Annotated in this window: 30 protein-coding genes and 2 pseudogenes; 16 read left to right on the forward strand and 16 right to left on the reverse strand. The window is 64.8% G+C overall.

The annotated features are described in order from the left end of the window. The first annotated feature begins 147 nt into the window (after positions 1-147). The gene (locus Q9R14_RS16160; RefSeq protein ID WP_306003048.1) at positions 148-1,254 is read left to right on the forward strand and encodes an S-(hydroxymethyl)glutathione dehydrogenase/class III alcohol dehydrogenase; all 1,107 of its coding nucleotides are present in this window, start codon (positions 148-150) and stop codon (positions 1,252-1,254) included. Between the two features lie 61 nt (positions 1,255-1,315). Continuing rightward, positions 1,316-1,699, forward strand: coding sequence for a VOC family protein (locus Q9R14_RS16165; RefSeq protein WP_306003049.1), 384 nt, complete (start codon positions 1,316-1,318; stop codon positions 1,697-1,699). Positions 1,700-1,705: 6 nt separating this feature from the next. Here the strand turns inward: Q9R14_RS16165 and Q9R14_RS16170 are convergent, their stop codons facing one another. Then, complete coding sequence (locus Q9R14_RS16170; protein ID WP_306003050.1) at positions 1,706-2,392, reverse strand: glutathione S-transferase family protein; 687 nt, start codon at positions 2,390-2,392, stop codon at positions 1,706-1,708. A gap of 87 nt (positions 2,393-2,479) precedes the next feature. Between Q9R14_RS16170 and fghA the strand changes: the two genes are divergently transcribed. Then, on the forward strand, positions 2,480-3,319 hold the full coding sequence (gene fghA / locus Q9R14_RS16175; RefSeq protein ID WP_306003051.1) for an S-formylglutathione hydrolase: 840 nt from the start codon (positions 2,480-2,482) through the stop codon (positions 3,317-3,319). A gap of 26 nt (positions 3,320-3,345) precedes the next feature. Further along, positions 3,346-3,573, forward strand: coding sequence for a hypothetical protein (locus Q9R14_RS16180; RefSeq protein WP_184279343.1), 228 nt, complete (start codon positions 3,346-3,348; stop codon positions 3,571-3,573). 10 nt (positions 3,574-3,583) lie between these two features. Here the strand turns inward: Q9R14_RS16180 and Q9R14_RS16185 are convergent, their stop codons facing one another. Then, positions 3,584-3,874, reverse strand: a complete 291-nt coding sequence (locus Q9R14_RS16185; protein ID WP_306003052.1) for a hypothetical protein — start codon at positions 3,872-3,874, stop codon at positions 3,584-3,586. Between the two features lie 149 nt (positions 3,875-4,023). Between Q9R14_RS16185 and Q9R14_RS16190 the strand changes: the two genes are divergently transcribed. Together Q9R14_RS16190 and Q9R14_RS16195 are read left to right on the forward strand one after the other, a co-directional pair. Further along, complete coding sequence (locus Q9R14_RS16190) at positions 4,024-4,635, forward strand: superoxide dismutase (protein ID WP_017504687.1); 612 nt, start codon at positions 4,024-4,026, stop codon at positions 4,633-4,635. A 94-nt stretch (positions 4,636-4,729) separates the two neighbouring features. Then, the gene (locus Q9R14_RS16195) at positions 4,730-5,668 is read left to right on the forward strand and encodes an MBL fold metallo-hydrolase (protein WP_306003053.1); all 939 of its coding nucleotides are present in this window, start codon (positions 4,730-4,732) and stop codon (positions 5,666-5,668) included. Here the strand turns inward: Q9R14_RS16195 and Q9R14_RS16200 are convergent. Then, positions 5,665-5,886 carry a hypothetical protein gene (locus Q9R14_RS16200; RefSeq protein ID WP_039244262.1) on the reverse strand — a complete coding sequence of 74 codons (222 nt, stop codon included), beginning with the start codon at positions 5,884-5,886 and terminating at the stop codon, positions 5,665-5,667. The two genes, Q9R14_RS16195 and Q9R14_RS16200, sit on opposite strands and share 4 nt — an antisense overlap. Positions 5,887-6,136: 250 nt before the next feature. Between Q9R14_RS16200 and rpsD the strand changes: the two genes are divergently transcribed. The 3 genes from rpsD to Q9R14_RS16215 all read left to right on the forward strand — a co-directional run bounded on the left by rpsD (position 6,137) and on the right by Q9R14_RS16215 (position 9,778). Beyond that, entirely contained in the window at positions 6,137-6,754 is a 618-nt protein-coding gene (gene rpsD, locus Q9R14_RS16205; protein ID WP_017504690.1) for a 30S ribosomal protein S4, read from the forward strand. A gap of 211 nt (positions 6,755-6,965) precedes the next feature. After that, entirely contained in the window at positions 6,966-7,331 is a 366-nt protein-coding gene (locus tag Q9R14_RS16210; protein WP_055753328.1) for a hypothetical protein, read from the forward strand. A 95-nt stretch (positions 7,332-7,426) separates the two neighbouring features. Next, positions 7,427-9,778 (forward strand): bifunctional diguanylate cyclase/phosphodiesterase, encoded by a 2,352-nt coding sequence (locus tag Q9R14_RS16215; RefSeq protein ID WP_306003054.1) that lies wholly within the window; start codon positions 7,427-7,429, stop codon positions 9,776-9,778. A 7-nt stretch (positions 9,779-9,785) separates the two neighbouring features. On the opposite strand, the gene Q9R14_RS16220 is transcribed toward Q9R14_RS16215, so the two are convergent. Further along, a complete protein-coding gene (locus Q9R14_RS16220) occupies positions 9,786-10,892 on the reverse strand; it encodes an NADH:flavin oxidoreductase/NADH oxidase (protein ID WP_306003055.1) in 1,107 nt (368 codons plus the stop codon). Between the two features lie 283 nt (positions 10,893-11,175). Between Q9R14_RS16220 and Q9R14_RS16225 the strand changes: the two genes are divergently transcribed. Beyond that, entirely contained in the window at positions 11,176-11,556 is a 381-nt protein-coding gene (locus Q9R14_RS16225; RefSeq protein WP_306003056.1) for a hypothetical protein, read from the forward strand. On the opposite strand, the gene Q9R14_RS16230 is transcribed toward Q9R14_RS16225, so the two are convergent. The 11 genes and pseudogenes from Q9R14_RS16230 to Q9R14_RS16280 all read right to left on the reverse strand — a co-directional run bounded on the left by Q9R14_RS16230 (position 11,540) and on the right by Q9R14_RS16280 (position 16,983). Next, positions 11,540-11,980: a thioesterase family protein gene (locus tag Q9R14_RS16230; protein WP_242077199.1), complete on the reverse strand. Its 441-nt coding sequence runs from the start codon at positions 11,978-11,980 to the stop codon at positions 11,540-11,542. The genes Q9R14_RS16225 and Q9R14_RS16230 overlap by 17 nt on opposite strands. Then, positions 11,980-12,333, reverse strand: a complete 354-nt coding sequence (grxD, locus tag Q9R14_RS16235) for a Grx4 family monothiol glutaredoxin (RefSeq protein WP_017504696.1) — start codon at positions 12,331-12,333, stop codon at positions 11,980-11,982. The genes Q9R14_RS16230 and grxD overlap by 1 nt, the downstream gene beginning before the upstream one ends. A 91-nt stretch (positions 12,334-12,424) precedes the next feature. Then, on the reverse strand, positions 12,425-13,327 hold the full coding sequence (locus Q9R14_RS16240; protein ID WP_242077198.1) for an oxidoreductase: 903 nt from the start codon (positions 13,325-13,327) through the stop codon (positions 12,425-12,427). 5 nt (positions 13,328-13,332) lie between these two features. Next, positions 13,333-13,575: a BolA/IbaG family iron-sulfur metabolism protein gene (locus Q9R14_RS16245; protein WP_055806947.1), complete on the reverse strand. Its 243-nt coding sequence runs from the start codon at positions 13,573-13,575 to the stop codon at positions 13,333-13,335. A 56-nt stretch (positions 13,576-13,631) separates the two neighbouring features. Next, the gene (locus Q9R14_RS16250; RefSeq protein WP_306003057.1) at positions 13,632-14,036 is read right to left on the reverse strand and encodes a GNAT family N-acetyltransferase; all 405 of its coding nucleotides are present in this window, start codon (positions 14,034-14,036) and stop codon (positions 13,632-13,634) included. Next, positions 14,033-14,158: a hypothetical protein gene (locus tag Q9R14_RS16255; protein ID WP_306003058.1), complete on the reverse strand. Its 126-nt coding sequence runs from the start codon at positions 14,156-14,158 to the stop codon at positions 14,033-14,035. Before Q9R14_RS16255 ends, Q9R14_RS16250 begins: the two co-directional genes overlap by 4 nt. After that, positions 14,155-14,319, reverse strand: a pseudogene (locus tag Q9R14_RS16260) (JAB domain-containing protein); the annotation flags it as partial. The gene Q9R14_RS16255 and the pseudogene Q9R14_RS16260, both read right to left, overlap by 4 nt. Positions 14,320-14,422: 103 nt before the next feature. Continuing rightward, on the reverse strand, positions 14,423-14,653 hold the full coding sequence (locus Q9R14_RS16265; protein WP_037520594.1) for an AlpA family transcriptional regulator: 231 nt from the start codon (positions 14,651-14,653) through the stop codon (positions 14,423-14,425). A gap of 463 nt (positions 14,654-15,116) precedes the next feature. After that, positions 15,117-15,602 carry a peptide-methionine (S)-S-oxide reductase gene (locus Q9R14_RS16270; RefSeq protein ID WP_037520593.1) on the reverse strand — a complete coding sequence of 162 codons (486 nt, stop codon included), beginning with the start codon at positions 15,600-15,602 and terminating at the stop codon, positions 15,117-15,119. 2 nt (positions 15,603-15,604) lie between these two features. Further along, entirely contained in the window at positions 15,605-16,459 is an 855-nt protein-coding gene (locus tag Q9R14_RS16275; RefSeq protein WP_051886777.1) for an alpha/beta fold hydrolase, read from the reverse strand. A 29-nt stretch (positions 16,460-16,488) separates the two neighbouring features. Next, positions 16,489-16,983 carry a Dps family protein gene (locus Q9R14_RS16280; protein WP_037520728.1) on the reverse strand — a complete coding sequence of 165 codons (495 nt, stop codon included), beginning with the start codon at positions 16,981-16,983 and terminating at the stop codon, positions 16,489-16,491. 208 nt (positions 16,984-17,191) lie between these two features. Between Q9R14_RS16280 and Q9R14_RS16285 the strand changes: the two are divergent. Continuing rightward, positions 17,192-17,371, forward strand: a pseudogene (locus tag Q9R14_RS16285) (transposase); the annotation flags it as partial. On the opposite strand, the gene Q9R14_RS16290 reads toward Q9R14_RS16285, so the two are convergent. Further along, positions 17,310-17,663 carry a hypothetical protein gene (locus Q9R14_RS16290; RefSeq protein WP_306003059.1) on the reverse strand — a complete coding sequence of 118 codons (354 nt, stop codon included), beginning with the start codon at positions 17,661-17,663 and terminating at the stop codon, positions 17,310-17,312. The pseudogene Q9R14_RS16285 and the gene Q9R14_RS16290 overlap by 62 nt on opposite strands. A gap of 473 nt (positions 17,664-18,136) precedes the next feature. On the opposite strand from Q9R14_RS16290, the gene Q9R14_RS16295 reads away from it, so the two are divergent. The 5 genes from Q9R14_RS16295 to Q9R14_RS16420 all read left to right on the forward strand — a co-directional run bounded on the left by Q9R14_RS16295 (position 18,137) and on the right by Q9R14_RS16420 (position 21,256). After that, a complete protein-coding gene (locus Q9R14_RS16295) occupies positions 18,137-18,364 on the forward strand; it encodes a DUF4160 domain-containing protein (RefSeq protein WP_030538624.1) in 228 nt (75 codons plus the stop codon). Next, positions 18,361-18,813: a DUF2442 domain-containing protein gene (locus Q9R14_RS16300; RefSeq protein ID WP_030538625.1), complete on the forward strand. Its 453-nt coding sequence runs from the start codon at positions 18,361-18,363 to the stop codon at positions 18,811-18,813. The genes Q9R14_RS16295 and Q9R14_RS16300 overlap by 4 nt, the downstream gene beginning before the upstream one ends. A 5-nt stretch (positions 18,814-18,818) precedes the next feature. Continuing rightward, positions 18,819-19,454: a histidine phosphatase family protein gene (locus Q9R14_RS16305; protein WP_037470206.1), complete on the forward strand. Its 636-nt coding sequence runs from the start codon at positions 18,819-18,821 to the stop codon at positions 19,452-19,454. 125 nt (positions 19,455-19,579) lie between these two features. Beyond that, the gene (locus Q9R14_RS16310; protein WP_306003060.1) at positions 19,580-20,875 is read left to right on the forward strand and encodes an NAD(P)/FAD-dependent oxidoreductase; all 1,296 of its coding nucleotides are present in this window, start codon (positions 19,580-19,582) and stop codon (positions 20,873-20,875) included. A 258-nt stretch (positions 20,876-21,133) separates the two neighbouring features. Next, positions 21,134-21,256 (forward strand): hypothetical protein, encoded by a 123-nt coding sequence (locus Q9R14_RS16420; protein WP_371929737.1) that lies wholly within the window; start codon positions 21,134-21,136, stop codon positions 21,254-21,256. The last annotated feature ends 20 nt before the right edge of the window (positions 21,257-21,276 follow it).

Raw genomic sequence — 21,276 nt, forward strand, 5'->3', positions numbered from 1 at the left:
CGATCATGATTGTTGCAACGTGACAATAATGTTTTGCGGTTGTCGCCGTTTCGGCAAGGCGCGGCGCGGCGTACAAGGGGCGCAAATCCCCTCAAGCAGCGAGCCGCCGCGCGGCGAGCGATAGGGGCCTCCGGAGGATATAAGATCATGAGAACCCGCGCCGCCGTTGCGTTCGAAGCCAAACGTCCGCTCGAAATCGTCGAGGTCGATCTGGAGGGGCCGCGCGCCGGCGAGGTGCTGATCGAGATCAAGGCCACCGGCATCTGCCACACCGACGCCTATACGCTGGACGGCCTGGACTCCGAGGGCGTCTTCCCCTCGATCCTGGGGCACGAGGGCGCGGGCGTGGTGGTCGAGGTGGGGCCGGGCGTCACCTCGGTCGCGGTCGGCGATCACGTCATCCCGCTGTACACGCCGGAGTGCCGCCAGTGTAAGTCGTGCCTGTCGCGCAAGACCAACCTGTGCACCGCCATTCGCGGCACTCAGGGCAAGGGCGTCATGCCCGACGGCACCAGCCGCTTCAGCTACAAGGGTCAGGCCATCGCCCACTATATGGGCTGCTCGACCTTCTCGAACTACACCGTCCTGCCCGAGATCGCGGTGGCCAAGATCAGGAAGGACGCGCCCTTCGACAAGGCCTGCTACGTCGGCTGCGGCGTGACCACCGGCGTCGGCGCCGTGGTCAACACGGCCAAGGTCGAGCCGGGCGCCAACTGCGTCGTCTTCGGCCTGGGCGGCATCGGCCTGAACGTCATCCAGGGCTTGAAGATGGTCGGCGCCGACATGATCGTCGGCGTGGACATCAATGGCGACAAGGAAGAATGGGGCCGTCGCTTCGGCATGACCCATTTCGTCAATCCCAAGGATGTGCCGGACGTGGTGGCCCATCTGGTCCAGCTGACCGACGGCGGCGCGGATTACACCTTCGACTGCACCGGCAACACCGTGGTCATGCGTCAGGCGCTGGAAGCCTGCCACCGCGGCTGGGGCGAAAGCGTCGTCATCGGCGTCGCCGAATCCGGCAAGGAGATCGCCACCCGCCCGTTCCAGTTGGTCACCGGTCGCGTCTGGCGCGGTTCGGCCTTCGGCGGCGCGCGCGGCCGCACCGACACGCCCAAGATCGTCGACTGGTACATGGACGGCAAGATCGAGATCGACCCGATGATCACCCACACCTTCGCCCTGGACGACATCAACAAGGCCTTTGACCTGATGCACGAGGGCAAGAGCATCCGCTCGGTCGTGGTGTTCTGACGCCTTGCGCGTCGCCGGGTTCGTTGTTTAAGAAAACGGACTGAAAGAGGGAGGTCTGACCATGTTCACCCACGTCACCGTCGGCGCCAACGACATCGAAGCGTCGCGCCGGTTCTACGACGCCGCGCTCGGCGCCCTGGGCGTCGAGCCGGGCCAGGGGCCGGACCCCAAGGGCCGTTACTGGTGGCGCACCCGCATGGGCGCCTTTGCGATCGGCGCGCCGATCGACGGCGAGCCGGCCTGCCACGCCAACGGCGGCACCATCGGTTTTCACGCCAAGACGGCCGAGATGGTTCAGGCCTTCCACGACGCCGGCGTCGCCGCCGGCGGTCGCGCCATCGAGGACCCGCCCGGCGAACGCAAGGGCCCCTCCGGCCCAATGATCCTGGCCTATCTGCGCGACCCTTCGGGCAACAAGATCTGCGCCATGCACCGGGTGGGGTGAGGGGCGTCAGCCGGCGGCTTGGGCCTCACGGTATCGCATGTCGCGCGGGCCATGTGCGGCGATGGTCGCACACTGGTCCGCGACGGCCTTTCGATAGGCCGGGCGATCCAGGCAGCGGTCGAAATAGGCCTGCAGCGCGGGATAGGCCTTTAACATGTCCAGCGATGCGGCGATCTTCAGGACTGAACTCATCATCAGGTCGGCGACCGTGAAGGTTTCTCCGACCAGCCACAGACGGTCGCCCAGCGCGTGCTGGAGCTCGGATAATCGCTTTTCGGCGAAGGGCAGAACCTGCGGCCGCCGCGCCGCCTTGGCCGCTTCGTCGGGCAGGAAAAATTCGGCCTCGCTGACGTTGATCAGCGCGCCTTCGACGCTGTTGAAGGCGGCGAAATACCAGGTCAGAACCTGCGCTCGCATCACCGGATCGGACGGGATCAACACGCCCGCTCGTTCGGCGATGTCCCAGACGATGGCGCCGCTCTCGAACATCGGAGCGCGGCCGTCCTCCTCCAGCGTCGGCACCTGACCGAACGGCTGAAGCGCGCGGCATTCCGCCGACTTCTGGTCCACTGCATCCAGCAACCGGATTTCATAGGCCCAGCCCGCCTCGTTCAGGATCCATCGCACGCGGTGATCCCGAACTTGTCCGGCGGCGAAGGGCGGAACCCATTTGAAAGCGGTGACAGTGATCATCTTTTGATCCTCATGGTCGGTCGCGCGCCAACTCTATCACGAGCTTCGCGCGTTGCGGACATCGGCCGGTTGCACTAGCCAGAAGTCATGACCTTGCAGACCACAAAGAGCCACGCCGTCCACGGCGGAACCCTGCGCTATCTGAAGCACGACAGCACGGCGACTGGCACGCCGATGACGCTGTCGGTCTTCGTTCCGGGCGGGGAGGGGCCTTTCCCGATGCTGTTCTGGCTGTCGGGTCTGACTTGCACCGAGGATAACTTCACCACCAAGGCGGGGGCCTACCAGGCCGCCGCCGAACATGGCGTCATCATCGTGGCGCCCGACACCAGCCCGCGCGGAGAAGGCGTCGCCGACGATCCCGCCTATGACCTGGGTCAGGGCGCGGGCTTCTATCTGGATGCGACGCAGGCGCCCTGGGCGCCGCATTTCCGCATGGAGACCTATGTCACCGAGGAACTGATCGCCCTGATCGACGCCGAGTTTGCGACCACGGGCGTCCGCTCGATCAGCGGCCATTCGATGGGCGGCCACGGCGCCCTGACCCTGGCGCTGAACCACCCCGGCCTGTTCCGTTCGGTCTCCGCCTTTGCGCCGATCTGCTCGCCCACCCGGTGCGCCTGGGGTGAAAAGGCCTTCACCGCCTACCTTGGAGACGACCGCGCCGCCTGGGACCGCCACGACGCCGCCAAGCTGATCGAAGCCGGCGCGGCGAAGGGCGTCTTCGATGACATCCTGATCGACCAGGGGGACGCCGACAGCTTCCTGACCGACCAGCTGAAGCCGGAACTCCTCAAAGCCGCCGCCAACGCCGCCGGCCAGAAGGTCACGATCCGAATGCAACCCGGCTACGACCACTCCTACTTCTTTATGGCCAGCTTCATCGCCGACCACATCGCCTTCCATGCCGAACGCTTGAAGACCTGAGCCGTCAGCGATGCTACAGGGCCGACATGAGCGCTTCCGATCCCTACGAACCGATGTTTTCCGCCCTGTGCCGCGAGGTGGGCTATTGCCTGCACGCCAAGGGGCAGAAGCGGGTTATCGAGGCCTTGCCCAAGGGGCTGGACGCCGCCGTCCGCGCCGTCTTCGCGGCCGAGGGCGTGGACGAGCCCAATGCGCCGGGTGATGTGAAGCGCGCCGTTCGCGATTGCCTGAAGGCAAACTTGCCAGCCGCCTAGCCTGGTCTGGTCAGGGCGTCGGCACAAGCTCGGTCGTGGTTCCCGAGGGCGTCTTGATGGTGCGGGTGGTGACGGGCGCCTTGCCTGTCTCCTCGATGGTCGTCGTCGTCGAAGACCAAACCGTGTGATTGACGCTGCATGTCTTACCGCCATGATTGTCCGCGCCGATCGCGGGGTCTTGGGTACAGGTCGGGGCTTGACTCGCCATATCCGCCGCCGCCTTGTCCAGCGCCTCGAAGCCGGCGCAACCGCTTCCTGAAACGGCCAGCGCCAGCAGGGCGATAAATCCGATACGCGACATGACAGCCTCCGATTGACGGGCGGACAATCGCGCGCATCATGGGTCAATGCAAATGGCCAAGCTGAACAAAAAGGCGATGAAATCGCTTGGGTCAGACGCCATAGCCCCTAAATGGGGTTCAGGAACAAACCCGTCTTCAGGAGACTGACATGGCCTTCACCCTGCCCCCGCTGCCCTACGCCTATGACGCGCTGGAGCCGGCCATCGACAAGGAGACGATGACCTTCCACCACGACAAGCACCACCAGACCTATGTCGACAACCTGAACAAGGCCGTCGACGCCGACGAAAACCTGAAGGGCAAGTCGCTGGAGGAAATCTTCACCAGCATCTCCACCGCGCCCAAGGCCGTGCGCAACAACGGCGGCGGTCACTGGAACCACAGCCTGTTCTGGGAACTGCTGGCCCCGGCCGATCAGGCGGGCGAGCCCTCGGCCGAACTGAAGGCCGCCATCGACGCCGATCTGGGCGGCATGGACAAGTTCAAGGAAGACTTCAACGCCGCCGGCGCCGCCCAGTTTGGTTCCGGATGGGCCTGGCTGATCGTGCAGAACGGCAAGCTGAAGATCACCTCGACCCCGAACCAGGACAATCCGCTGATGGACGTCGTGGACGAGCGCGGCGAGGTCATTCTGGGCGCCGACGTGTGGGAGCACGCCTACTATCTGAAATATCAGAACCGCCGCGCCGACTATCTGAAGTCGTTCTGGACGGTGGTGAACTGGAACAAGGTCAACGAACTCTACGCCGCCGCCAAATAAGGCCGGCTCAGCCCAGAGATCGAGAGATGACGACGCCCGCCGGAACCTCCGGCGGGCGTTTTCGATTGCGTCATCACAAACGGAGATCGAAGCGATGCGGATGATGATGACGGGGGCTGCTTTCGCGGCTCTGATGCTGGCGGCCTGCAACCCCCAGGCGGATGCGCAGAAGCCCGGCGATCCCGCGCCGCCCAACCCCACCCAGACCGTCGCGGCCCCGGCCGAGAAGCCGGCCTATCGCTTCAAGATCGGCGCGCTGGACGCCATCGCCCTGTTCGACGGCGAGAACCCGGTCAAGAACGACAACCAGACTTTCGGCGTCGGCCTGACGCCGCAGGCGGTCGCCGCGCCCCTTACCGCCGCCGGACAGCCGGCTGATCCGATCATGCTGGAGATCCATCCGCTTCTGGTCAGGAACGGCGCCCGCACGATGCTGTTCGACACGGGCCTGGGCGAGGGCAAAGGCCAGTTGATGGACAGCCTGCAAAAGGCGGGCGTCGATCCGGCCTCGATCACCGACGTGCTGATCTCGCACGGCCACCCGGACCATGTCGGCGGCCTGATCCGCAATGGCGGCCTGGCCTTCCCCAATGCGGCGATCCGTATGTCGCAGGCGGAATGGACGTCCATCCGCGCCAATCCCGAACTGGCCGATCTGGTGCGGATCATCACGCCAAAGGTCCAGGCCTTCGCGCCGGGCGGCGAGGTCGCGCCGGGCGTCCAGTCTCAGGACACGGCCGGTCATACGCCGGGGCACGTCGCCTATCTGATCGCCGACGGCCAGAACCAGCTGCTGTACACCGGCGACCTGATGCACCACTGGATTCTGTCGGTGGAACATCCGGACTGGAAGGTCGGCTATGACGACGATCAGGCGGCGGGCCTAAAGGCGCGGCTGGACGAGGTGACGGCGCTGCGCAACTCCGGCGCCCACATCTACGCCTATCATTTCCCGTTCCCGGGCCTGGGCAAGGTCGCGACCCGCGAAGGCCGCGCCATGTTCATCTCAGAAGCGCAGTCTGCGAAGGACTAGATGCGAAGGTCCACGCCGTGCCGGGTGCGCGCGTTCATGCGCTCGGCATGGTGCTGGCGGACCATGCGGCGCTGGCGCAGCATCTCATGGATGCCGTCGGCGAGATCCAGCAGCTGGTGGTCACTCAAAGGCTCGACCAGATCGACCAACTGCGTCTTCAGCGTCTGCATGGCCTCGTCGGACAGGCCGGTCTGAAAGCTGTTGGGTTCGGGCTGCATTCCACTCCTCCTTGTCCTCATGCGTGGTTTGGTTGCGTCGAAGGAAGGGCGGGGCGACGGGATCGTTCCATTCCATCGTGCTTAACAGCCCGCCGTGCTTGACTCCGCCGCCCTCGCTGGCCATAAGCGCCGCCTTCCATGGGTCCGCTTCGGCGGGGCCGGGATGAATGACGGAAGATGCGTGGACCGCCGTTGAGATCGCATTCCCAATCCAGGGGATGCCGGGCCGTATCGTCGAAAAGAGAATAGAATGTCCAAGCGCCACAGCGCCAAGTACAAGATCGACCGGGCCATGGGTGAGAACCTGTGGGGCCGCTCCAAGTCGCCGGTCAACAAGCGTTCTTACGGTCCCGGCCAGCACGGCCAGCGTCGCAAGTCCAAGGTTTCGGACTTCGGTCTGCAACTGAAGGCCAAGCAGAAGCTGAAGGGCTATTACGGCAACATCACCGAGAAGCAGTTCGCCAAGACCTATGACGAGGCTGCACGTCGCAAGGGCAACACCTCTGAAAACCTGATCGGTCTGCTGGAATCGCGCCTAGACGCCATCGTCTACCGCGCCAAGTTCGTCCCGACCGTCTGGGCCGCCCGCCAGTTCGTCAGCCACGGCCACGTCTTGGTCAACGGCAAGAAGGTCGACATCGCCTCCTACCGCGTGAAGCCGGAAGACGTCGTCACCGTGAAGGAAAAGTCGCGCAACATGGCTCTGGTGCTTGAAGCCCAGCAGTCGTCGGAACGCGACGTGCCGGATTACCTGGAACTGTCGGACCGCTCGTTCTCGGTTCGCTACGTCCGCGTGCCGGAACTGTCGGACGTGCCGTACGCCGTGAAGATGGAACCGAACCTGGTCGTCGAATACTACGCTTCGTAAGCGAAGCCTACGAAGCTCTCTTCAAGGGGGCTATCGCCCTTCAGGCTGTTTGAGCCCCGTGGCGGTCCCTTTGAAGTGTTCAGTTTGGAGGGCCTCGGATTCGTCCGGGGCCTTTCGTTTTTTTACCCTGTTCCCTCCAGGGGCGAACAGGCGCATTCTCGGCCGGTTCAGGCTTTGAGGCAGGGGAGGTCGTCAGTTGCGCGACTCCATCATGAAACGCTTGGCTTTGATCGCCGCTGCATCGGCGGGCCTGGCCGCCTGCGCCAGCCGCGGCGAGCCCACCGTCTCCACCGCAGGAATGCCCGGCGCGCTGGAGCCGATCCATGCCGCCGCCTTCACCAAGGACCAGGCCGTGTTCTGGGTCAGTTCGAACGGCTGCACGGCCAAGGAAGACCTGATCCCGATCGTCAGCCTGCAGGGCGGCAGCGCCGTCATCACCCTGCGCCGCATCGACGAGGACAAGTGCAAGCAGGACCTGGTCCAGGGCGTCGAGCTGAAGTGGTCGTTCGAGGAGCTGGGCCTGACGCCCGGCTCGCCCGTCAGCGTCAACAACCCCTATCAGATGCCCCGCTCCTGAAAACGGCCGTAGCGTTTCGTTAAGCCTGTTCGAGCGCGTCTGATTAAGCAACGTCCGCTACGACGACAGACCGTCCCCCCAAGGTCTGTAGCTTCATGCGCTTTCTCACCTGCCTGACCGACGACCATAATCTCTGGCTCGTCGCGTTGGCCGCCGGCCTGTGCCTGATCGGTTCGATCATCACCTTCCGCCTGTATCGCCGCCTGCGCGCCGCCGAAAAGGGCACGCGTCTGGCCTGGGCCTTTATGGGTGCGGTGGCGACCGGGGCGACGATCTGGTGCACCCATTTCGTGGCGATGATCGCCTATGAGCCCGGCGTCACCATCAGCTATGGCCCGGTGCTGACCGGCTTGTCCCTGGGTGTCGCCATCGCCGGCAGCGCGCTGGCGCTGTGGGTGGCCTCGCGCCGGATGCCCGCCTCGGCCGAGATCGGCGGCGTGCTGTTCGGCCTGACCGTGGTGGCCATGCACTATACCGGCATGGCGGCCTTTGCGACCGACGCCGTCATCCACTGGTCGGCCGGCTATGTCGCGACATCGGTGGCGGGGGCGGTTGTCCTGGGCGCCCTGGCGTTCAATCGCGCTCGGCAGTCCGGCAAGGTCGTCCCTGTGGTGCTGATGGTCCTGGGCATCGTAGCCCTTCACTTCACCGGCATGGCCGCCATGACGATCGTGCCGGTCGGGGCGCTGGTCGATATGGGCGCTGTGGGATCGACCAATCTGGTTTTGGCCTTCGCCGTTTCCGCCGTCGGATTGATGATGCTGGGCACCGGCGTCGCCAGCCACGCCCTGGACGTCCAGTCCCGGCTTCAGGCCAAGGCGCGCCTGGATCATCTGATCGAGGGCAGCGTCGATGGCATGGTGGTCGAACAGGACGGCGTCATCCTAGCCGCCAACGCCGCCTTCGCCGATCTGGCGGGCGTTCCCCACCACGCCCTGATCGGCGAACCGCTGTCGCGCTGGATCGCCGGCGTCGCCGATCTGGCGGTCAATGGCCTCAGCCAGTCCAAACTGGTCGCCGAGGGCGGGGCGGACATCCCCGTCGAGATCGCCGTGCGCCGCGACTGCGGTGTGGATCACGTCATGATCTACGCCGTGCGTGATCTGCGTATGCGTCAGGCGCAGGAGCGTCGCATCGCCCATCTGGCGCGCAACGACAGCTTGACCGGCCTGCCCAACCGCTCATCCTTCCTGGAATGGCTGACGCGCCAGACCGCCGACCTGACCGTTTCGAACAAGGTGGCCCTGCTGGCCATGGACCTGGACCGGTTCAAGGAGGTCAACGACGTTCACGGCCATGCCGCCGGCGACCAGCTGCTGATCCAGATCGCCGAACGGATGCGCGCCTGCCTGCGCCACGACGAGTTCATCGCACGTCTGGGCGGGGACGAGTTCGTCGCCGTCGTGCCGATCCAGCACAAGGACGACGCCCTGGATCTGGTCGCGCGCTTGCGCGACGCCGTCACCGCCCCGGTCGTGCTGGACCATGCGGAGGTCGCCTGCGGCCTCAGCACCGGCATCGCGATCTGGCCCGACGACGCCCACGACCCGTCCGCCCTGATCAATGACGCGGACCTGGCCATGTACCGCGCCAAGGCCTCGCTGGGGACCGACGTCTGCTTCTACGAAGAAGAAATGGACGAGGCGGTGCGCAATCGCCGCCGCATGGCCCAGCAGATGCGCGAGGCCTTGGATCAGGGCCAGTTCAGCCTGAACTGGCAGCTGCAGGCCGCCGTCGATACCGGCGACATCACCGGCTATGAGGTGCTGCTGCGCTGGATCCAGCCGGACGGGACCTTCATCTCGCCGGCCGACTTCATTCCTCTGGCCGAAGAGAACGGTCTGATCCTGCCGATCGGCGAATGGGTGCTGCGCACTGCCTGCGCCGAGGCCGCCAGCTGGACTGAACCGCACAAGATCGCCGTCAACCTGTCGCCGGTCCAGCTGGGCCACGTCGATCTGCCGCGCCTGGTGCATCAGGTGCTGGTCGAAACCGGCCTGTCGCCGTCGCGGCTGGAGCTGGAGATCACCGAGACGGCCATGATCACCGACATGGAGCGCACGACCCACGTCCTGCGTCAGCTGAAGCTGCTGGGCGTCTCCATCGCCATGGACGACTTCGGCACCGGCTATTCGTCACTGTCGACCCTGCGCGCCTTCCCGTTCGACAAGATCAAGCTGGATCGCTCCTTCATGTCCGAACTGGATGGCGGACCTCAGTCGGCCGCCATCATTCGCGCCGTCCTGGCCCTGGGCGAGAGCCTGCATATCCCCGTCCTGGCTGAGGGCGTCGAGACGCTGGAGCAGTTGGCCTTCCTGCGTGACCAAGGCTGTGACGAGGTTCAGGGCTATCTGCTCGGCCGCCCGCAAAAGACGGCCGATGCCGAGGTTCAAGCCGCCGCACGCGTTCTGTGGGCCGTCGATCCGTCGATGGAAAAGGCCGCCTGATTAGGCCTCAGATGTCGGCCTTGCCGTATCCCGGCCAATGCGCCTTGCCGGCCCGCTCGTACTGCGGCGGCAGGCCTTCATCCTCACCCAGGGCGACCGCCGCATGGTGCGCCCAGTTCGGATCGTCCAGCGCCGCGCGGGCTATGGCGATGAAGTCGGCCTGACCGGACGCTACGATGTCCTCGGCCTGCTGCGGATCGAAGATCATGCCGACGGCCATCACATTGGCCTCAGGCGTCGCCGCCTTCACGGCCTGGGCGAACCGCAGCTGATAGCCCGGCTCGCCGCCCGGGATATTCGCCCGCGCGACGTTCCCGCCCGATGTCAGGTGCAGATAGTCATAGCCCATGTCGTGCAGCGCCTGACCAAAGGCCTTCACCTCATCCAGGACGATGCCGCCCTCGATCCAGTCCGAGCCGTTGAAGCGCACGCCCAACGCCTTCGTCCGGGGCCAGGCGTCGCGCAGGGCCTGGGCGACCCGCAGCGGGAAGCGCGCCCGGTTCTCATAGGATCCGCCGAACTCGTCTGTGCGGTGGTTGGATGCCGGCGACAGGAACTGCGTCAGCAGATAGCCGTGGGCGGCGTGCAGTTCGACCAGGTCGAACCCGGCCCGATCCGCTCGCCGCGCCGCGTCCTCGAAGGCCGCGACGACGCGGTCCATGTCGGCCGGGGTCATGGCGGTCGGCGTGTGCCAGTCATCCTTGAACGGTTCGGCCGAGGCGCTGAAGGTTTCCCACGCGCCGTCTTCGGCCTTCAGGGCGCCGCCGCCCTTCCACGGCGCGCTGGTCGAGGCCTTGCGTCCGGCGTGGGCCAACTGGATGCCGATCGGGGTGTCGCTGTAGGTGCGGATGTCGCGGATGATCCGGCCGAAGGCCTCTTCCTGGGCGTCGTTCCACAGGCCGGTGTCGTCCGGCGTGATCCGTCCCGCCGCCTCGATCCCCGTCGCCTCGACGACGACCAGTCCCGCGCCGGAGATCGCCAGTCGTCCCAGATGCTGCACGTGCCAGGGCTGGGGCACGCCGTCGATGGCCGAATACTGGCACATCGGCGCGATGACGACGCGGTTCTTCAGCGTCAGGGGGCCGACGGCGCGGGGCGAGAACAACTGGCTCATGAAGGACGATCCGTAGGGCAGGAGAGGGGGGGACTGTAGCTATGGCGGTTGCGGTCACGTTCAACCCCGATCCTTTCCGATTGTTCACCCAGCTTTCCGATTATTCACGTGTGCGCGCCCGGACCACGCGGCACAAAAGGGTCAAGCTTCAACTGGGGAACACACCAATGCTTCGTCTCGCTCTCGCCATCGCCATCGCCGCGCCGCTGCTGTCGGGCTGCATCATCGTTTCGACCGAAAAGCCGACCACGCGCGTCATCACCGCGCCGGCCTCGGGCCAGTGATGCGCGGCCTTGTCAAAGGTCTGATGGTCGCGGCCCTGGTCGCGCCGCTGCTGTCGGCCTGCGTCATCTATGACAGCGACGCGGGCGAGAACGTCTCGGTGAACCTGCGCCGCGACGACGCCCCGCCGGCCGAGGCCATCCGCGAAGCCCGGTTCGCCGACGGCGCCCTGGTCGCGCGCGTCGATTCCAACGGCTGCACCCAGGCGTCCGATTTCGAGGTGTCGTTGTCGGACGGCGCGCCCGTCGAGATCACGCTTCGCCGCACCAAACAGGACCTTTGCAAGGCCTTGGTCCCGGACGGCGTCGAACTGCGCTGGACCTATGCCGACCTGGGCCTGGAGCCCGGCACGGCGGCCCGCATCCTCAATCCGCTGAAGTAGGCGTCTCGAACACGACCAGCATGTCTGGCGGAATGCGCTGCGGCCTCAGGGTCGCAGCGTCCACCAGCACCCATTCGGTGACGCCCTGGGCACAGACGCGGCCCTGCGCGTCCTCGATGCGGACATAGCGGGTGAAGCGCGGGCCCTGCGGATCGCCGACCCAGGTTCGGGCGACCACGCCCTCGGCGCCCGGCTCGATGCCGCGCAGATAGTCGATCTCATGCCGGGTCGCGACCCACGACCATTTCGCCCGCGTCGCCTCGTCGAAACGCGCGTTCCAGTGGGCCGTGCCTGCATCCTGCAGCCAGCCGACATAGACGACGTTGTTGACGTGGCCGTTGGCGTCGATGTGCTCGGGCCGCACGTCCAAGGGCACGACGAAGACCTCGCGGTCCTCGCGCGGGATCAGGGTCTTCCTGGCCATCAGGCCTCGCCGAGCGGCACGCCCTTCTCGACCATCAGGGCCTGAAGTTCGCCGGCCTGGAACATTTCGCGGATGATGTCCGATCCGCCCACGAACTCGCCCTTCACATAGAGCTGCGGAATGGTGGGCCAGTCGGTGAAGCTCTTGATGCCTTCGCGCAGGGCTTCGTCCTGCAGCACGTCCACGCCCACGAAGCCGGCGCCGACATGATCCAGGATCTGCACCGCCAGGGAGGAGAAGCCGCAGCGCGGCTGGTCCGGCGTGCCCTTCATGAACAGAACAACGTCGTTCTGGGCGACGGTTTCGCCGATGAAGGCGTGGACGGGATCGGCGGCTTGGGCGGTGTCGGTCACGGATACGGGCCTTTCGTGAAGCCCGTCAGCTAGGGAGCCGAACGGGCGCGGTCAAGGCGTCCGCGACGTTCTGCACAACCGCTGAGGCCGGTCAGGCCGCCTGATTGGCTACGACGCGCGCCATCTCGATCTGCGCGGCCAGGCCCGGCGGCATGTCCCGCTCGGGCGCGGCGGCCAGTGTCGCCAGCCGATCGGTGTCGGTCGGAGTGACGATCACGCTGGATACCGACGGGTCGGTCAGCACGTAGGACAGGCAGATCGCCTCGGCCGTCCAGTTCTGGGTGCGATAAAGGAAGCCGAAGGCGTCCTTCTTGGGCGTATCGACGGGACGCTTGTCCTTGCCGAAGCCGAACAGACCCTTTTTGAAGATCGGCGCATCGGGCGCTCGCGCGCGCCGGTCGGCGTAGAAGTCATAGGCGAAGACCGCCATGTCCTGCTCGCGCGCCGAGCGGATGCGGTTTCGGATCTTCCAGTCGGCGTTGATGTCGAACGGCGTCAGCAGGGCGTCGAACGCCCCGGTCGATACATAGGCGTCCATCACGTCGCCGCCGCCGGCGATGCCCAGCAGCTTGATGCGCCCGGTGGCGCGCATGGCCTTCAGCGCGCTGAGCGACGACTGCGCCAGTTCGGTCTCGCCCGGCTCGTGCAGCACCGCCACGTCGATCCACCCCAGGCCCGAGAAGTGCAGCACCCGGTCGATGGCCGCTGTCATGCCTTGTGCCGAGAAGTCCCGCTGCTGGTCGCGGCCGTCGCCGGCGCCCAGCGTCAGGCTGACATAGACCAGCTTGCGATCCACATGCGACAGGGCCTCGCCCAGCACCTCGGCCGCCACCGGGTCGGCGGTCTCCAGCCGATAGCTGTTCACCCCGGCTTCCAGCGCCGAATACAGCAGGTCCAGCCCGGCTTCACGTCCGCGCTTCAGCACGTCGGCGCCGAAACTCAGCGTCAGGTTGGAAATGGCGGAGCCGGAGACGCCGAAGGGGCGATAGCGCATGGCCCTCAGCCCTCCTTGACCGGCGCGGAGGTCTCAAGCGCCAGGGCGTGCAGTTCGCCGCCCATCTGACCCTTCAGCGCGGCATAGACCATCTGGTGCTGACGCACGCGCGGCAGGCCGGCGAAGGCGCTCGACACGATCCGCGCGCGATAGTGGTCACCGTCGCCCGCCAGATCCTCGATCTCGATCTCGGCGTCGGCGAAGGCTTCCACCAGATGCTGGCGTAGCGTTTCCACGGACATGGGCATGGCGGGCACTCACACTTCGTTGGACGCCAGTTTGCCCGATAATCCTTAATGCCGACCTACGGCGCGCGGCGGGGCCGTTCGAACAGCTGGACCGGCTGGTCTTTGTAAGTCGTCGTCGCATAGGGACGATACCCAACCCGCGCCGCCAGCTTCAACGAGGCCAGGTTCTCGGGCGAGATCATGCAGACGGTTCGCGTCGCCGACAGATGCGCGTCGGCCCAGGCCAAGGCGGCTTGCAGCGCCTCATGCGCGAAGCCCTCGCCGTGAAACGCAGGCGACAGGCCCCAACCCAGCTCCGGATCGGTCATGGCCGGCTCGATCAGTCTTCGGTGGTCCAGGATCGAGACATTGCCCAGATAGGCGCCGTCTTTCGCCCGACGGATCGTCCAGCTGCCGTAATCATCGACGGCCCATTGTCCCAGATCACGCAGCAGCCGGAACCAGACCTCCTCGCTGGTCATCGGGCGGCCCGTGATGTGACGCGTGAATCCGCATCCGCCCACAGAGCCAGCAGGTCGTCATGGTCCGCCAGCGTCACCGGGCTCATCACCAGTCGCTCGGTCGTCAGAATCCTGTCGGTCACATCAGGCCCAGTTGCTTGAAGCTGGCCACCCCGTCGCGGCCGACGACCAGATGGTCGTGAACCTCGACGTTAAGGGCGCGGCCGGCCTGCACAACCTGTTTCGTGATCTCGATATCGGCGCGGCTGGGGGTGGGGTCGCCCGACGGATGGTTGTGGACCATCCATATGGTCCGCATAACGTGTTGATTTATATGATCTACTTCGCTTAGAGGTGCCGAATGGTTCCGGGGATTGGGGGCGGTTCGCGATGACCGAGCGTGACGATCACGGCTGATCATACGTGCGCTCTTCGAGGCCCTTTGATGCACGGCACTGGACCTTATTCTTTTCGTCCCACGCATCAAGCTCATCGAGGGGATAAAGCACAGCTTTGCCAATTTTCACGTAGGACGGTCCGAGACGCATCGCGCGCCAATTTCGAAGAGTCCCGACTGAAATGCCGCCACGGTAGCGTTCAGCCACCTCGTCAGGGGTAAGGAATTTGCTATCTGACACTATCGCCTCCTTCGGCTGCACGATCCAGGCCGTCCCGCCGCGTCTTCAGTTGATCGTAGCGGTAGTCTCCTCAGGCCGCTTTCGGGCTTGTATTTGAGTGCCCGGAATCGGTGCCTCACGCTTCCGCACGGACATACATGCTGCGTCATTCACAGCCGTGGAAGGTGTTCCGGGCAGGTGTCGGAGAAACGGATAGCGTAGGGGGCACATAGGCGGGTTCGGCCGCGATGCCTTCGCCAGCGCCCGGCGCCGGTCAGATGCTGCGCTATGGAATTGTGGGCCGTTCCGGTGGGGACTTTGTAGCGGGTGTGCGGGCGAGGAAAGAAACGCCTTTTGTCCAAATATGAGGCTCGGCCCAGCCGCTACCCCGTCCTGTGATAAGCCATCTATGTTGGACTAGCCATCGCGTTCACCGAGCATACGGTGCTGGCTCGGGGGAAGGATGCCTAAGCGCTCTTTCAGGCTATCTGGGCAGAGCAAACGCTGAATAGTGCTGTCGAATATACGCCAGCTTCGGATCAATGTAGCGCTGACAGAAAGGCCTACTCGGATCGGTTCGATAGTAGTTCTGGTAGCGCGCATCCGACGCCTTAAAGCCTGCAAACGATAGCACCAAGGTGTGCACTGTCTCGCTAGACTCTTCGCCCAAGCGGGCAACCGCTTGCTCAGCTTCATGTCGCTGGCTCTCTTCAAATATGTAAATTGCACTGCGGTATTTGCTTTGGAGCGAACGGGCTCGAGTGGCGGAGTGCGTCCTGAGATGGACCTCGGACAGCGTCGTCAATCCAATGACCGTGGGATCGAAGGTGACGATCACCCCCTCCGCCCAGGTGTCTGCCGGCGCCATCGATTGTAGAAAACCCTGGTCGACCTGCGTGACGCCGCGCAACGCTTGGAAAACACCCTCGGTGCACCAGTGGCAGCCTCCACCAAAGCCGACCTTTGCCATCCTCAACTCCTACGCAAAGGCACAACGGCTGGGCCGGACTTATCGAGCTGGCGGACGAACGCGATGATCCGCTGTCCGACATCGTCCGCCATTTCTACATGAGGGTAGTGCCCGGCGCCCGCAACAATCATGGTTTCGGCATTGAGCCTCGAAGCCAAGCTCCGAGCTTCTTCGACGGGGTCCGGGAAGTCTGGATCCTTCGAGCCCATCACGATGAGGCTCGGCACGGAGACTTCGTCTAGGATCGCTGCGGTGTCAGACTTCGACAATGACAGCATCTTCAAGAGAGCCTGCATGCGTTTTGGCTCTCGGAGGTTTGCGGCGATTGCCGCTTTCACTTCAGCATGATCCGGTGCCGGCTTCGTCGGAAAAAGGCTGCTCCAGTACGTGGTCCAGAACCAAGTACGCCACGGGCCTGCGCATCCGAGCGAGAGGACAAGTTTCTGGATCGTCTTGAGGGGAAGATCGCGGACAATCGGCCCGAGCAGCACCACCCCGTTGACGAGGCCAGGAGACTCCCTGGCAGCCCAGAGCGCAGACCCGGCCGCGAACGAGTTGCCCATGATCGTGGCTGGACCGGCACCCAACTGTTGGAGGATGGAGATGGCGTCACGGCTGACCGCTCGCGCAGAGTAGTCCGGCCACTCGGCCGACGATTCTCCGAACCCGCGGACGTCCATCGTCACCACTCGGCATCCCGCATGCTGCAGCATAGGCTTCACGAGGCGGTACTCGGATCGCAAGTCGCCCATTCCCGGAATTCCGATGACGACAGGTCCGGTTCCGCCCGTGTCGTCGAAGGCTATCCTACCACTCTCTGTCTCCATAAACTGGGTCTGCGCATCGTTAGACGCCATGAAACGATCCGATCCGTTGAGCAGCAATCCTATCGGCTGACTTCGAAAAGAAACCACGCACGGCGTTCCGCCTCGTCGGTCCAGGTATCGATCAGGCCGGAGGTCGCATTGTCCTTCGCCTGGTCGGCGACGTCCTTTGCGCGACGCAGCGACTCGACCATGTGAAGATTATCAGCGCGCAATTCCGCCAGCATGTCCTGAGGCGTGACGAACTCCGCGTCGTTGTCCTTGATCGTCTGGTGGCGGGCGATATCGCCGATCGATCGGATGGTCGTATTACCGGTCTTCCGGGCGCGCTCAGCCATAGCATCGGTAGCAGCGAGGATCTCCGCAGCTTGCTCGTCGAGAAGCAGGTGGTAGTCCCTGAAGTACGGGCCCGAGACATGCCAGTGAAAGTTCTTGGTCTTGAGGTAGACCGCATAGCTGTTCGCCAAAATGATCTTCAGCGCATCCGCGACCGTCATGGTCGCGCTTTCGTCCAGGTCAGATGGTGAAGGCGCGGTTTCAGCACTGGAGTCTGTCATCGCTTGGACTTCCTCAATGATGGCTTGCACAAGAGACCAGCGCCGATTCTTTCGCACGCTAAGGTACAGAAAATGAATTTACCTCAGGACGAAGTCCAATGACCTGTAACTATAGTTTCGATAGTTCAGGCGACCAGAAAGGAGCCTAGGCTCAGGACCCATTGATGTGAGGCGAACGATCTGATTCAGGCTCCTGAGGAGTCTGGATATGAGCGATCTGTATTGGCTAACGGACGAGCAGATGGCTCGGCTGGAGCCTTTCTTCCCCAAGAGCCACGGCAAGCCGCGCGTTGACGACCGCCGGGTGTTGAGCGGGATCATCTTCGTCAACCGCAACGGCCTGCGCTGGCGAGATGCGCCGGCGGCCTACGGGCCGCACAAGACCCTCTAGGGGTGACTACAGCGGTGTGGACCAGCTCGTGCGCGAGGATCGCCGCGATCTGCGCCGGCATGGCGTCGGGCGCGTGCGCGAGGTCCGGCCGGATGAAGATTTCAAAATGGCCGTCCGCGCTCCGCCGGTTATCCCAGCACTCGCCGATCGCCTTGCCTTTCGCGCCCCGACTGGTGAAGCCGATCGCGACGCGCACGCGCGCGGGCAGGGGAGCGTCCAGCGCCGCGAACAAGGAAGCCATGCCCAGCGCCACACGGTTGAGCCAGCTCTCGCGGTTGTCGTCGGTCATCGCATTTGCTCCTTCAAATCGCCCTGCAGGGGCGATGGCCTCGCCATCGCTCCGAGTTCGCGCGGAGCAGCGGGGGAGAGGGGGGCAGCGAGAATCTGACGGGGTGGTGCGGGCGCAAGGAGCGCGAGCGACTGAGCCACGGCCCGGCTGATTGTCGTTGCTGGGGGGAGGGGGCGGCGTCCCCCTTCCACCGCCAAGCCAATGGATCTCGCCGGTAACACCGGCGGCAGCAGGGCGGGGGCTCGCCCCGGCCCTCACGCGAGGATCGTCACGCGGATGCGCCGAGACGCCGGCACGGCGGCTCGGTCGGAGCCGTGAGGCGGAGATAGAGCCGTGCCCGTCAGGGCCGCGCCCATGCCAAGGATCGCTGTTGAATATCGTAATGATATATACATGATATCACATCGCTACCCATCGTCTGCCTTTGTCTATGCAACGCTTGCACCAGTGCATTCCTTGCACTACATAGAGGCATGGTCACGATGCATCGCGGTCCTCGCTGGAAGATTGCGGTCTACGGTCGCGATCATGGCGTGCCGCACTTTCATATCGAGGGCGTGGAGTTCCGCTGCTCGGTGTCGATCGCCGCATTCGAGGTGATCGTGGGAACGGTGCCGGCAGCGGTGTTGAATGACGCGCTGGAATGGGCGCGCCCCAATCAGGCGCTGCTCATGCAGACCTGGCAGGAGTTGAACGGATGAACGTCGCCGACAAGACCCGCACCATCGCCGACGTGCGAGCGATCGGGCCAGGATCGCTGCATCTGTCCTGGTCGGACGGGACGGCGACCAATCTCGATCTTGGCGCTGTTCTTGCCGACCGCGCCTTCGCCGCGCTGCGCGATCCGGAAGAGTTCGCCAAGGTCGAAGTCGGCGATTGGGGGCATAGCCTGGCTTGGCCCTCGGGCGCCGAGCTGGGCGCGGATGCGCTGTGGCTCGAAACGCTGTCGGCAACCGGGCATGGCGACGTCCGTGCGTTCCTTGAATGGCGGCTGCGCCATGCCCTGTCGCTATCGAAGGCGGCCGACGCGCTGGGAGTCTCGCGCCGAATGGTCGCCTATTACTCCAACGGCGAGAAGAAGGTGCCGAAACCGATTTTGCTGGCGTGCCGGGGCTGGGAAGCCAGCAACGGGCTATACCAGGCGGCCTGACCAGCATGAGGGCGATTTTCATCCGGCACGGCGAATCCACCGGCAACGCCGGCGTGCCGTGTCACGATCTCGCGGCGATCGAGCTGACGGAGCGCGGCCACGAACAGGCGCGCCAAGTCGCGGCGAGCTGGGCGCAAGCGCCCGCGCTCATCGTCACGTCGCCCTATACCCGCACCCGGCAGACGGCCGCGCCGACGATCGCGCGCTTTCCCGGCGTGCCGGTGGACGTGTGGCCGATCGAAGAGTTCACCTATCTGCAACCGGCGCGCTGGAACGGCACGCGCAGCGCGGAGAGGATGCCGCACCTTGAACGCTATTGGCGCGAGGCCGATCCTGATTATTGCGACGGGGAAGGGGCGGAGAGCTTCGCCACCCTGCTCCGGCGCTGCGAGGCGGCGCTGACGCGCCTAGCCGCCATGCCTGCGGACTCGCTGGCCTATGTATTCGGGCATGGGCAGTTCATCCAGGCCGCGCGCGCGATCGTCGCCGACACCCATCTGGATGACCGGGGCAAAATGCTCGGATTCTGGCGCAAAGGCGAGCCGCCCGTGATCGGCAACGCGGAACGGTTAGGATTTCATTGGGAAGATGACCGCTGGGCCTGCGTGTCCAGCTTCACTCCCGCCGCTGTTGCGACATAGGATTTTGCGACGGGTTTTCAGACGACGGTGCCTTCTCGCGCCGTTGGAGGTTCGTTTGCGGGAATGCTGGATGGTCATCGCGAACTGATCGGCATCTCATCGCTTCGTCTGATATGGAAACAGGAATGACGATGATGAACGATCATAGACTGGTCGTCGTGGGTGGCGGCGTGGCGGGGCTGGAGATCGCAACACGCCTTGCTGGCCGGCGATCCGGCAATCGACGATTGAGCGTCACGCTCATTGATCGCGAAACGGCATATGTATGGAAACCGATGCTGCACACGATCGCGGCAGGCACGTCGGACGCCGGCATGCAGCAGACCGTATATGCCGCGCAGGCGCTAAGCCACGGCTTCCGCTACGAGTATGGTGAGGCAGTAGGGGTCGACCGCCAACATCGGGAAGTCCGCCTCGCCGCGCTCGCATTTGACGGCGAAGACGTGGTGCCTGAACGCACCGTTAGTTACGATACGCTCGTGCTGGCGGTTGGCAGCCGGGCCAACGACTTCGGCACGCCCGGCGTCGCCGAGCATTGCGAAAGCATCGACAGCCGATCAGATGCCATCGCGTTCAATGACCGGCTGCGGGTCGAGCTACTGAAGGCCGTGGTGGCGGCATCGCCGCTGACGGTCGGCATCGTCGGAGGCGGCGCTACCGGCGTCGAGCTTGCTGCGGAGCTGGTCCAAGTCGCCGGGGTCGCTGAACATTACGGCATTGCGGGTGCGCCAAACTATCTCAGGGTCGTCCTGATCGAGTCCGGGCCGCGGCTGCTCGGGCCGTTTCCGGAGCGGGTGGCGACGGCGGCGCAGCGCAAGCTGGAGCAGCTCGGCATTGAGGTCCGGACGGGAACGCGCGTCACGGCCGTAGACGGAGGCGGGTTCACGCTCGGGGACGGCCAGGTCGTCCTGGCGGGACTGAAAGTGTGGGCCGCAGGCGTGAAGGCACCGCCTCTGCTCGACATGTTCGCGGACATGGAGCGAACGCGCAGCGGCCAACTCGTTGTCGGCCCTACGCTCGCGACGCCAGCCGACCCGGACATCTACGCGCTTGGCGACTGCGCAGCCCCGCGTCTCCCAGCGCACGACGGCCCCGTGCCGACAACGGCGCAGGCAGCGAGCCAGCACGCCAGCTATCTCTCCCGGCACCTGCCGGCGCTGATTGCCGGAAAGAAGGCACCTCCGGCCAGCTACCGCGATTTCGGAGGGCTGGTGTCGCTGGGTGGCTTCGATGCTTATGGTACGCTTGGCCGTTTCGGTTTCTTCGATGGTGGCTTTCTGCGGGGCCGCGTTGCCCAGCTTGGCCACGCGATGCTCTACCGGCGCTATCAGGCGCGTCTGCATGGCGTCTGGCGCGGTACGTTGCTCTGGCTCCTGGACACGATCGGACGACGGGTAAGATCGGGCGCGAGGCTGACCTGAATCGTAGTAGTCTTGAACGGTACCAACGCACAGCGGCAGCTTTGATGACGATCGTTACATAGGTCTTGCATGTAATCCATCACTTCTCGCTGGCTGCTACACCGCACGGGCTTTCCGTTCTACCATCCCGACGCAGGAAAGCGTGAGCCTGTCGATGGCCGTTCCGTTCACCCTTAGCGTGCAGATACGTCACTTTCGTGTAGTCACCCCCTCTACAACCGCTGGAAGCGATGGAGTGAGGCTGGCGTCTTCATCCGGATGATGGAGGGCCTGTCCGGGGCTCAGGCCGAACGCCGCACGGTCATGATCGACGCGACCTATCTCAAGGCGCACCGCACGGCTTCGAGCCTCGCGGTAAAAAAGGGGATCTCGGGCGACTGATCGGACGCACGAAAGGCGGC

Source organism: Brevundimonas sp. C43 (genome assembly GCF_030732185.1).
Lineage (GTDB): Bacteria > Pseudomonadota > Alphaproteobacteria > Caulobacterales > Caulobacteraceae > Brevundimonas > Brevundimonas diminuta_C.

Excerpts from the sequence above, each read along its gene's own strand:
- Q9R14_RS16245 (WP_055806947.1), bottom strand. The coding sequence starts at position 13,575 with ATGCCCATGTCCGTGGAAACGCTACGCCAGCATCTGGTGGAAGCCTTC.
- Q9R14_RS16295 (WP_030538624.1), top strand. The coding sequence starts at position 18,137 with ATGGTCACGATGCATCGCGGTCCTCGCTGGAAGATTGCGGTCTACGGT.
- Q9R14_RS16185 (WP_306003052.1), bottom strand. The coding sequence starts at position 3,874 with ATGTCGCGTATCGGATTTATCGCCCTGCTGGCGCTGGCCGTTTCAGGA.
- Q9R14_RS16305 (WP_037470206.1), top strand. The coding sequence starts at position 18,819 with ATGAGGGCGATTTTCATCCGGCACGGCGAATCCACCGGCAACGCCGGC.
- Q9R14_RS16230 (WP_242077199.1), bottom strand. The coding sequence starts at position 11,980 with ATGGCCAGGAAGACCCTGATCCCGCGCGAGGACCGCGAGGTCTTCGTC.
- Q9R14_RS16220 (WP_306003055.1), bottom strand. The coding sequence starts at position 10,892 with ATGAGCCAGTTGTTCTCGCCCCGCGCCGTCGGCCCCCTGACGCTGAAG.
- Q9R14_RS16165 (WP_306003049.1), top strand. The coding sequence starts at position 1,316 with ATGTTCACCCACGTCACCGTCGGCGCCAACGACATCGAAGCGTCGCGC.
- Q9R14_RS16270 (WP_037520593.1), bottom strand. The coding sequence starts at position 15,602 with ATGGCAAAGGTCGGCTTTGGTGGAGGCTGCCACTGGTGCACCGAGGGT.
- Q9R14_RS16300 (WP_030538625.1), top strand. The coding sequence starts at position 18,361 with ATGAACGTCGCCGACAAGACCCGCACCATCGCCGACGTGCGAGCGATC.
- Q9R14_RS16280 (WP_037520728.1), bottom strand. The coding sequence starts at position 16,983 with ATGACAGACTCCAGTGCTGAAACCGCGCCTTCACCATCTGACCTGGAC.
- Q9R14_RS16420 (WP_371929737.1), top strand. The coding sequence starts at position 21,134 with ATGATGGAGGGCCTGTCCGGGGCTCAGGCCGAACGCCGCACGGTCATG.
- Q9R14_RS16170 (WP_306003050.1), bottom strand. The coding sequence starts at position 2,392 with ATGATCACTGTCACCGCTTTCAAATGGGTTCCGCCCTTCGCCGCCGGA.
- Q9R14_RS16180 (WP_184279343.1), top strand. The coding sequence starts at position 3,346 with ATGAGCGCTTCCGATCCCTACGAACCGATGTTTTCCGCCCTGTGCCGC.
- Q9R14_RS16190 (WP_017504687.1), top strand. The coding sequence starts at position 4,024 with ATGGCCTTCACCCTGCCCCCGCTGCCCTACGCCTATGACGCGCTGGAG.
- Q9R14_RS16225 (WP_306003056.1), top strand. The coding sequence starts at position 11,176 with ATGCGCGGCCTTGTCAAAGGTCTGATGGTCGCGGCCCTGGTCGCGCCG.
- Q9R14_RS16215 (WP_306003054.1), top strand. The coding sequence starts at position 7,427 with ATGCGCTTTCTCACCTGCCTGACCGACGACCATAATCTCTGGCTCGTC.
- Q9R14_RS16195 (WP_306003053.1), top strand. The coding sequence starts at position 4,730 with ATGCGGATGATGATGACGGGGGCTGCTTTCGCGGCTCTGATGCTGGCG.
- Q9R14_RS16160 (WP_306003048.1), top strand. The coding sequence starts at position 148 with ATGAGAACCCGCGCCGCCGTTGCGTTCGAAGCCAAACGTCCGCTCGAA.
- Q9R14_RS16310 (WP_306003060.1), top strand. The coding sequence starts at position 19,580 with ATGACGATGATGAACGATCATAGACTGGTCGTCGTGGGTGGCGGCGTG.
- rpsD (WP_017504690.1), top strand. The coding sequence starts at position 6,137 with ATGTCCAAGCGCCACAGCGCCAAGTACAAGATCGACCGGGCCATGGGT.
- fghA (WP_306003051.1), top strand. The coding sequence starts at position 2,480 with ATGACCTTGCAGACCACAAAGAGCCACGCCGTCCACGGCGGAACCCTG.
- Q9R14_RS16250 (WP_306003057.1), bottom strand. The coding sequence starts at position 14,036 with ATGACCAGCGAGGAGGTCTGGTTCCGGCTGCTGCGTGATCTGGGACAA.
- Q9R14_RS16200 (WP_039244262.1), bottom strand. The coding sequence starts at position 5,886 with ATGCAGCCCGAACCCAACAGCTTTCAGACCGGCCTGTCCGACGAGGCC.
- Q9R14_RS16275 (WP_051886777.1), bottom strand. The coding sequence starts at position 16,459 with ATGGCGTCTAACGATGCGCAGACCCAGTTTATGGAGACAGAGAGTGGT.
- Q9R14_RS16210 (WP_055753328.1), top strand. The coding sequence starts at position 6,966 with ATGAAACGCTTGGCTTTGATCGCCGCTGCATCGGCGGGCCTGGCCGCC.
- Q9R14_RS16290 (WP_306003059.1), bottom strand. The coding sequence starts at position 17,663 with ATGACCGACGACAACCGCGAGAGCTGGCTCAACCGTGTGGCGCTGGGC.
- Q9R14_RS16240 (WP_242077198.1), bottom strand. The coding sequence starts at position 13,327 with ATGCGCTATCGCCCCTTCGGCGTCTCCGGCTCCGCCATTTCCAACCTG.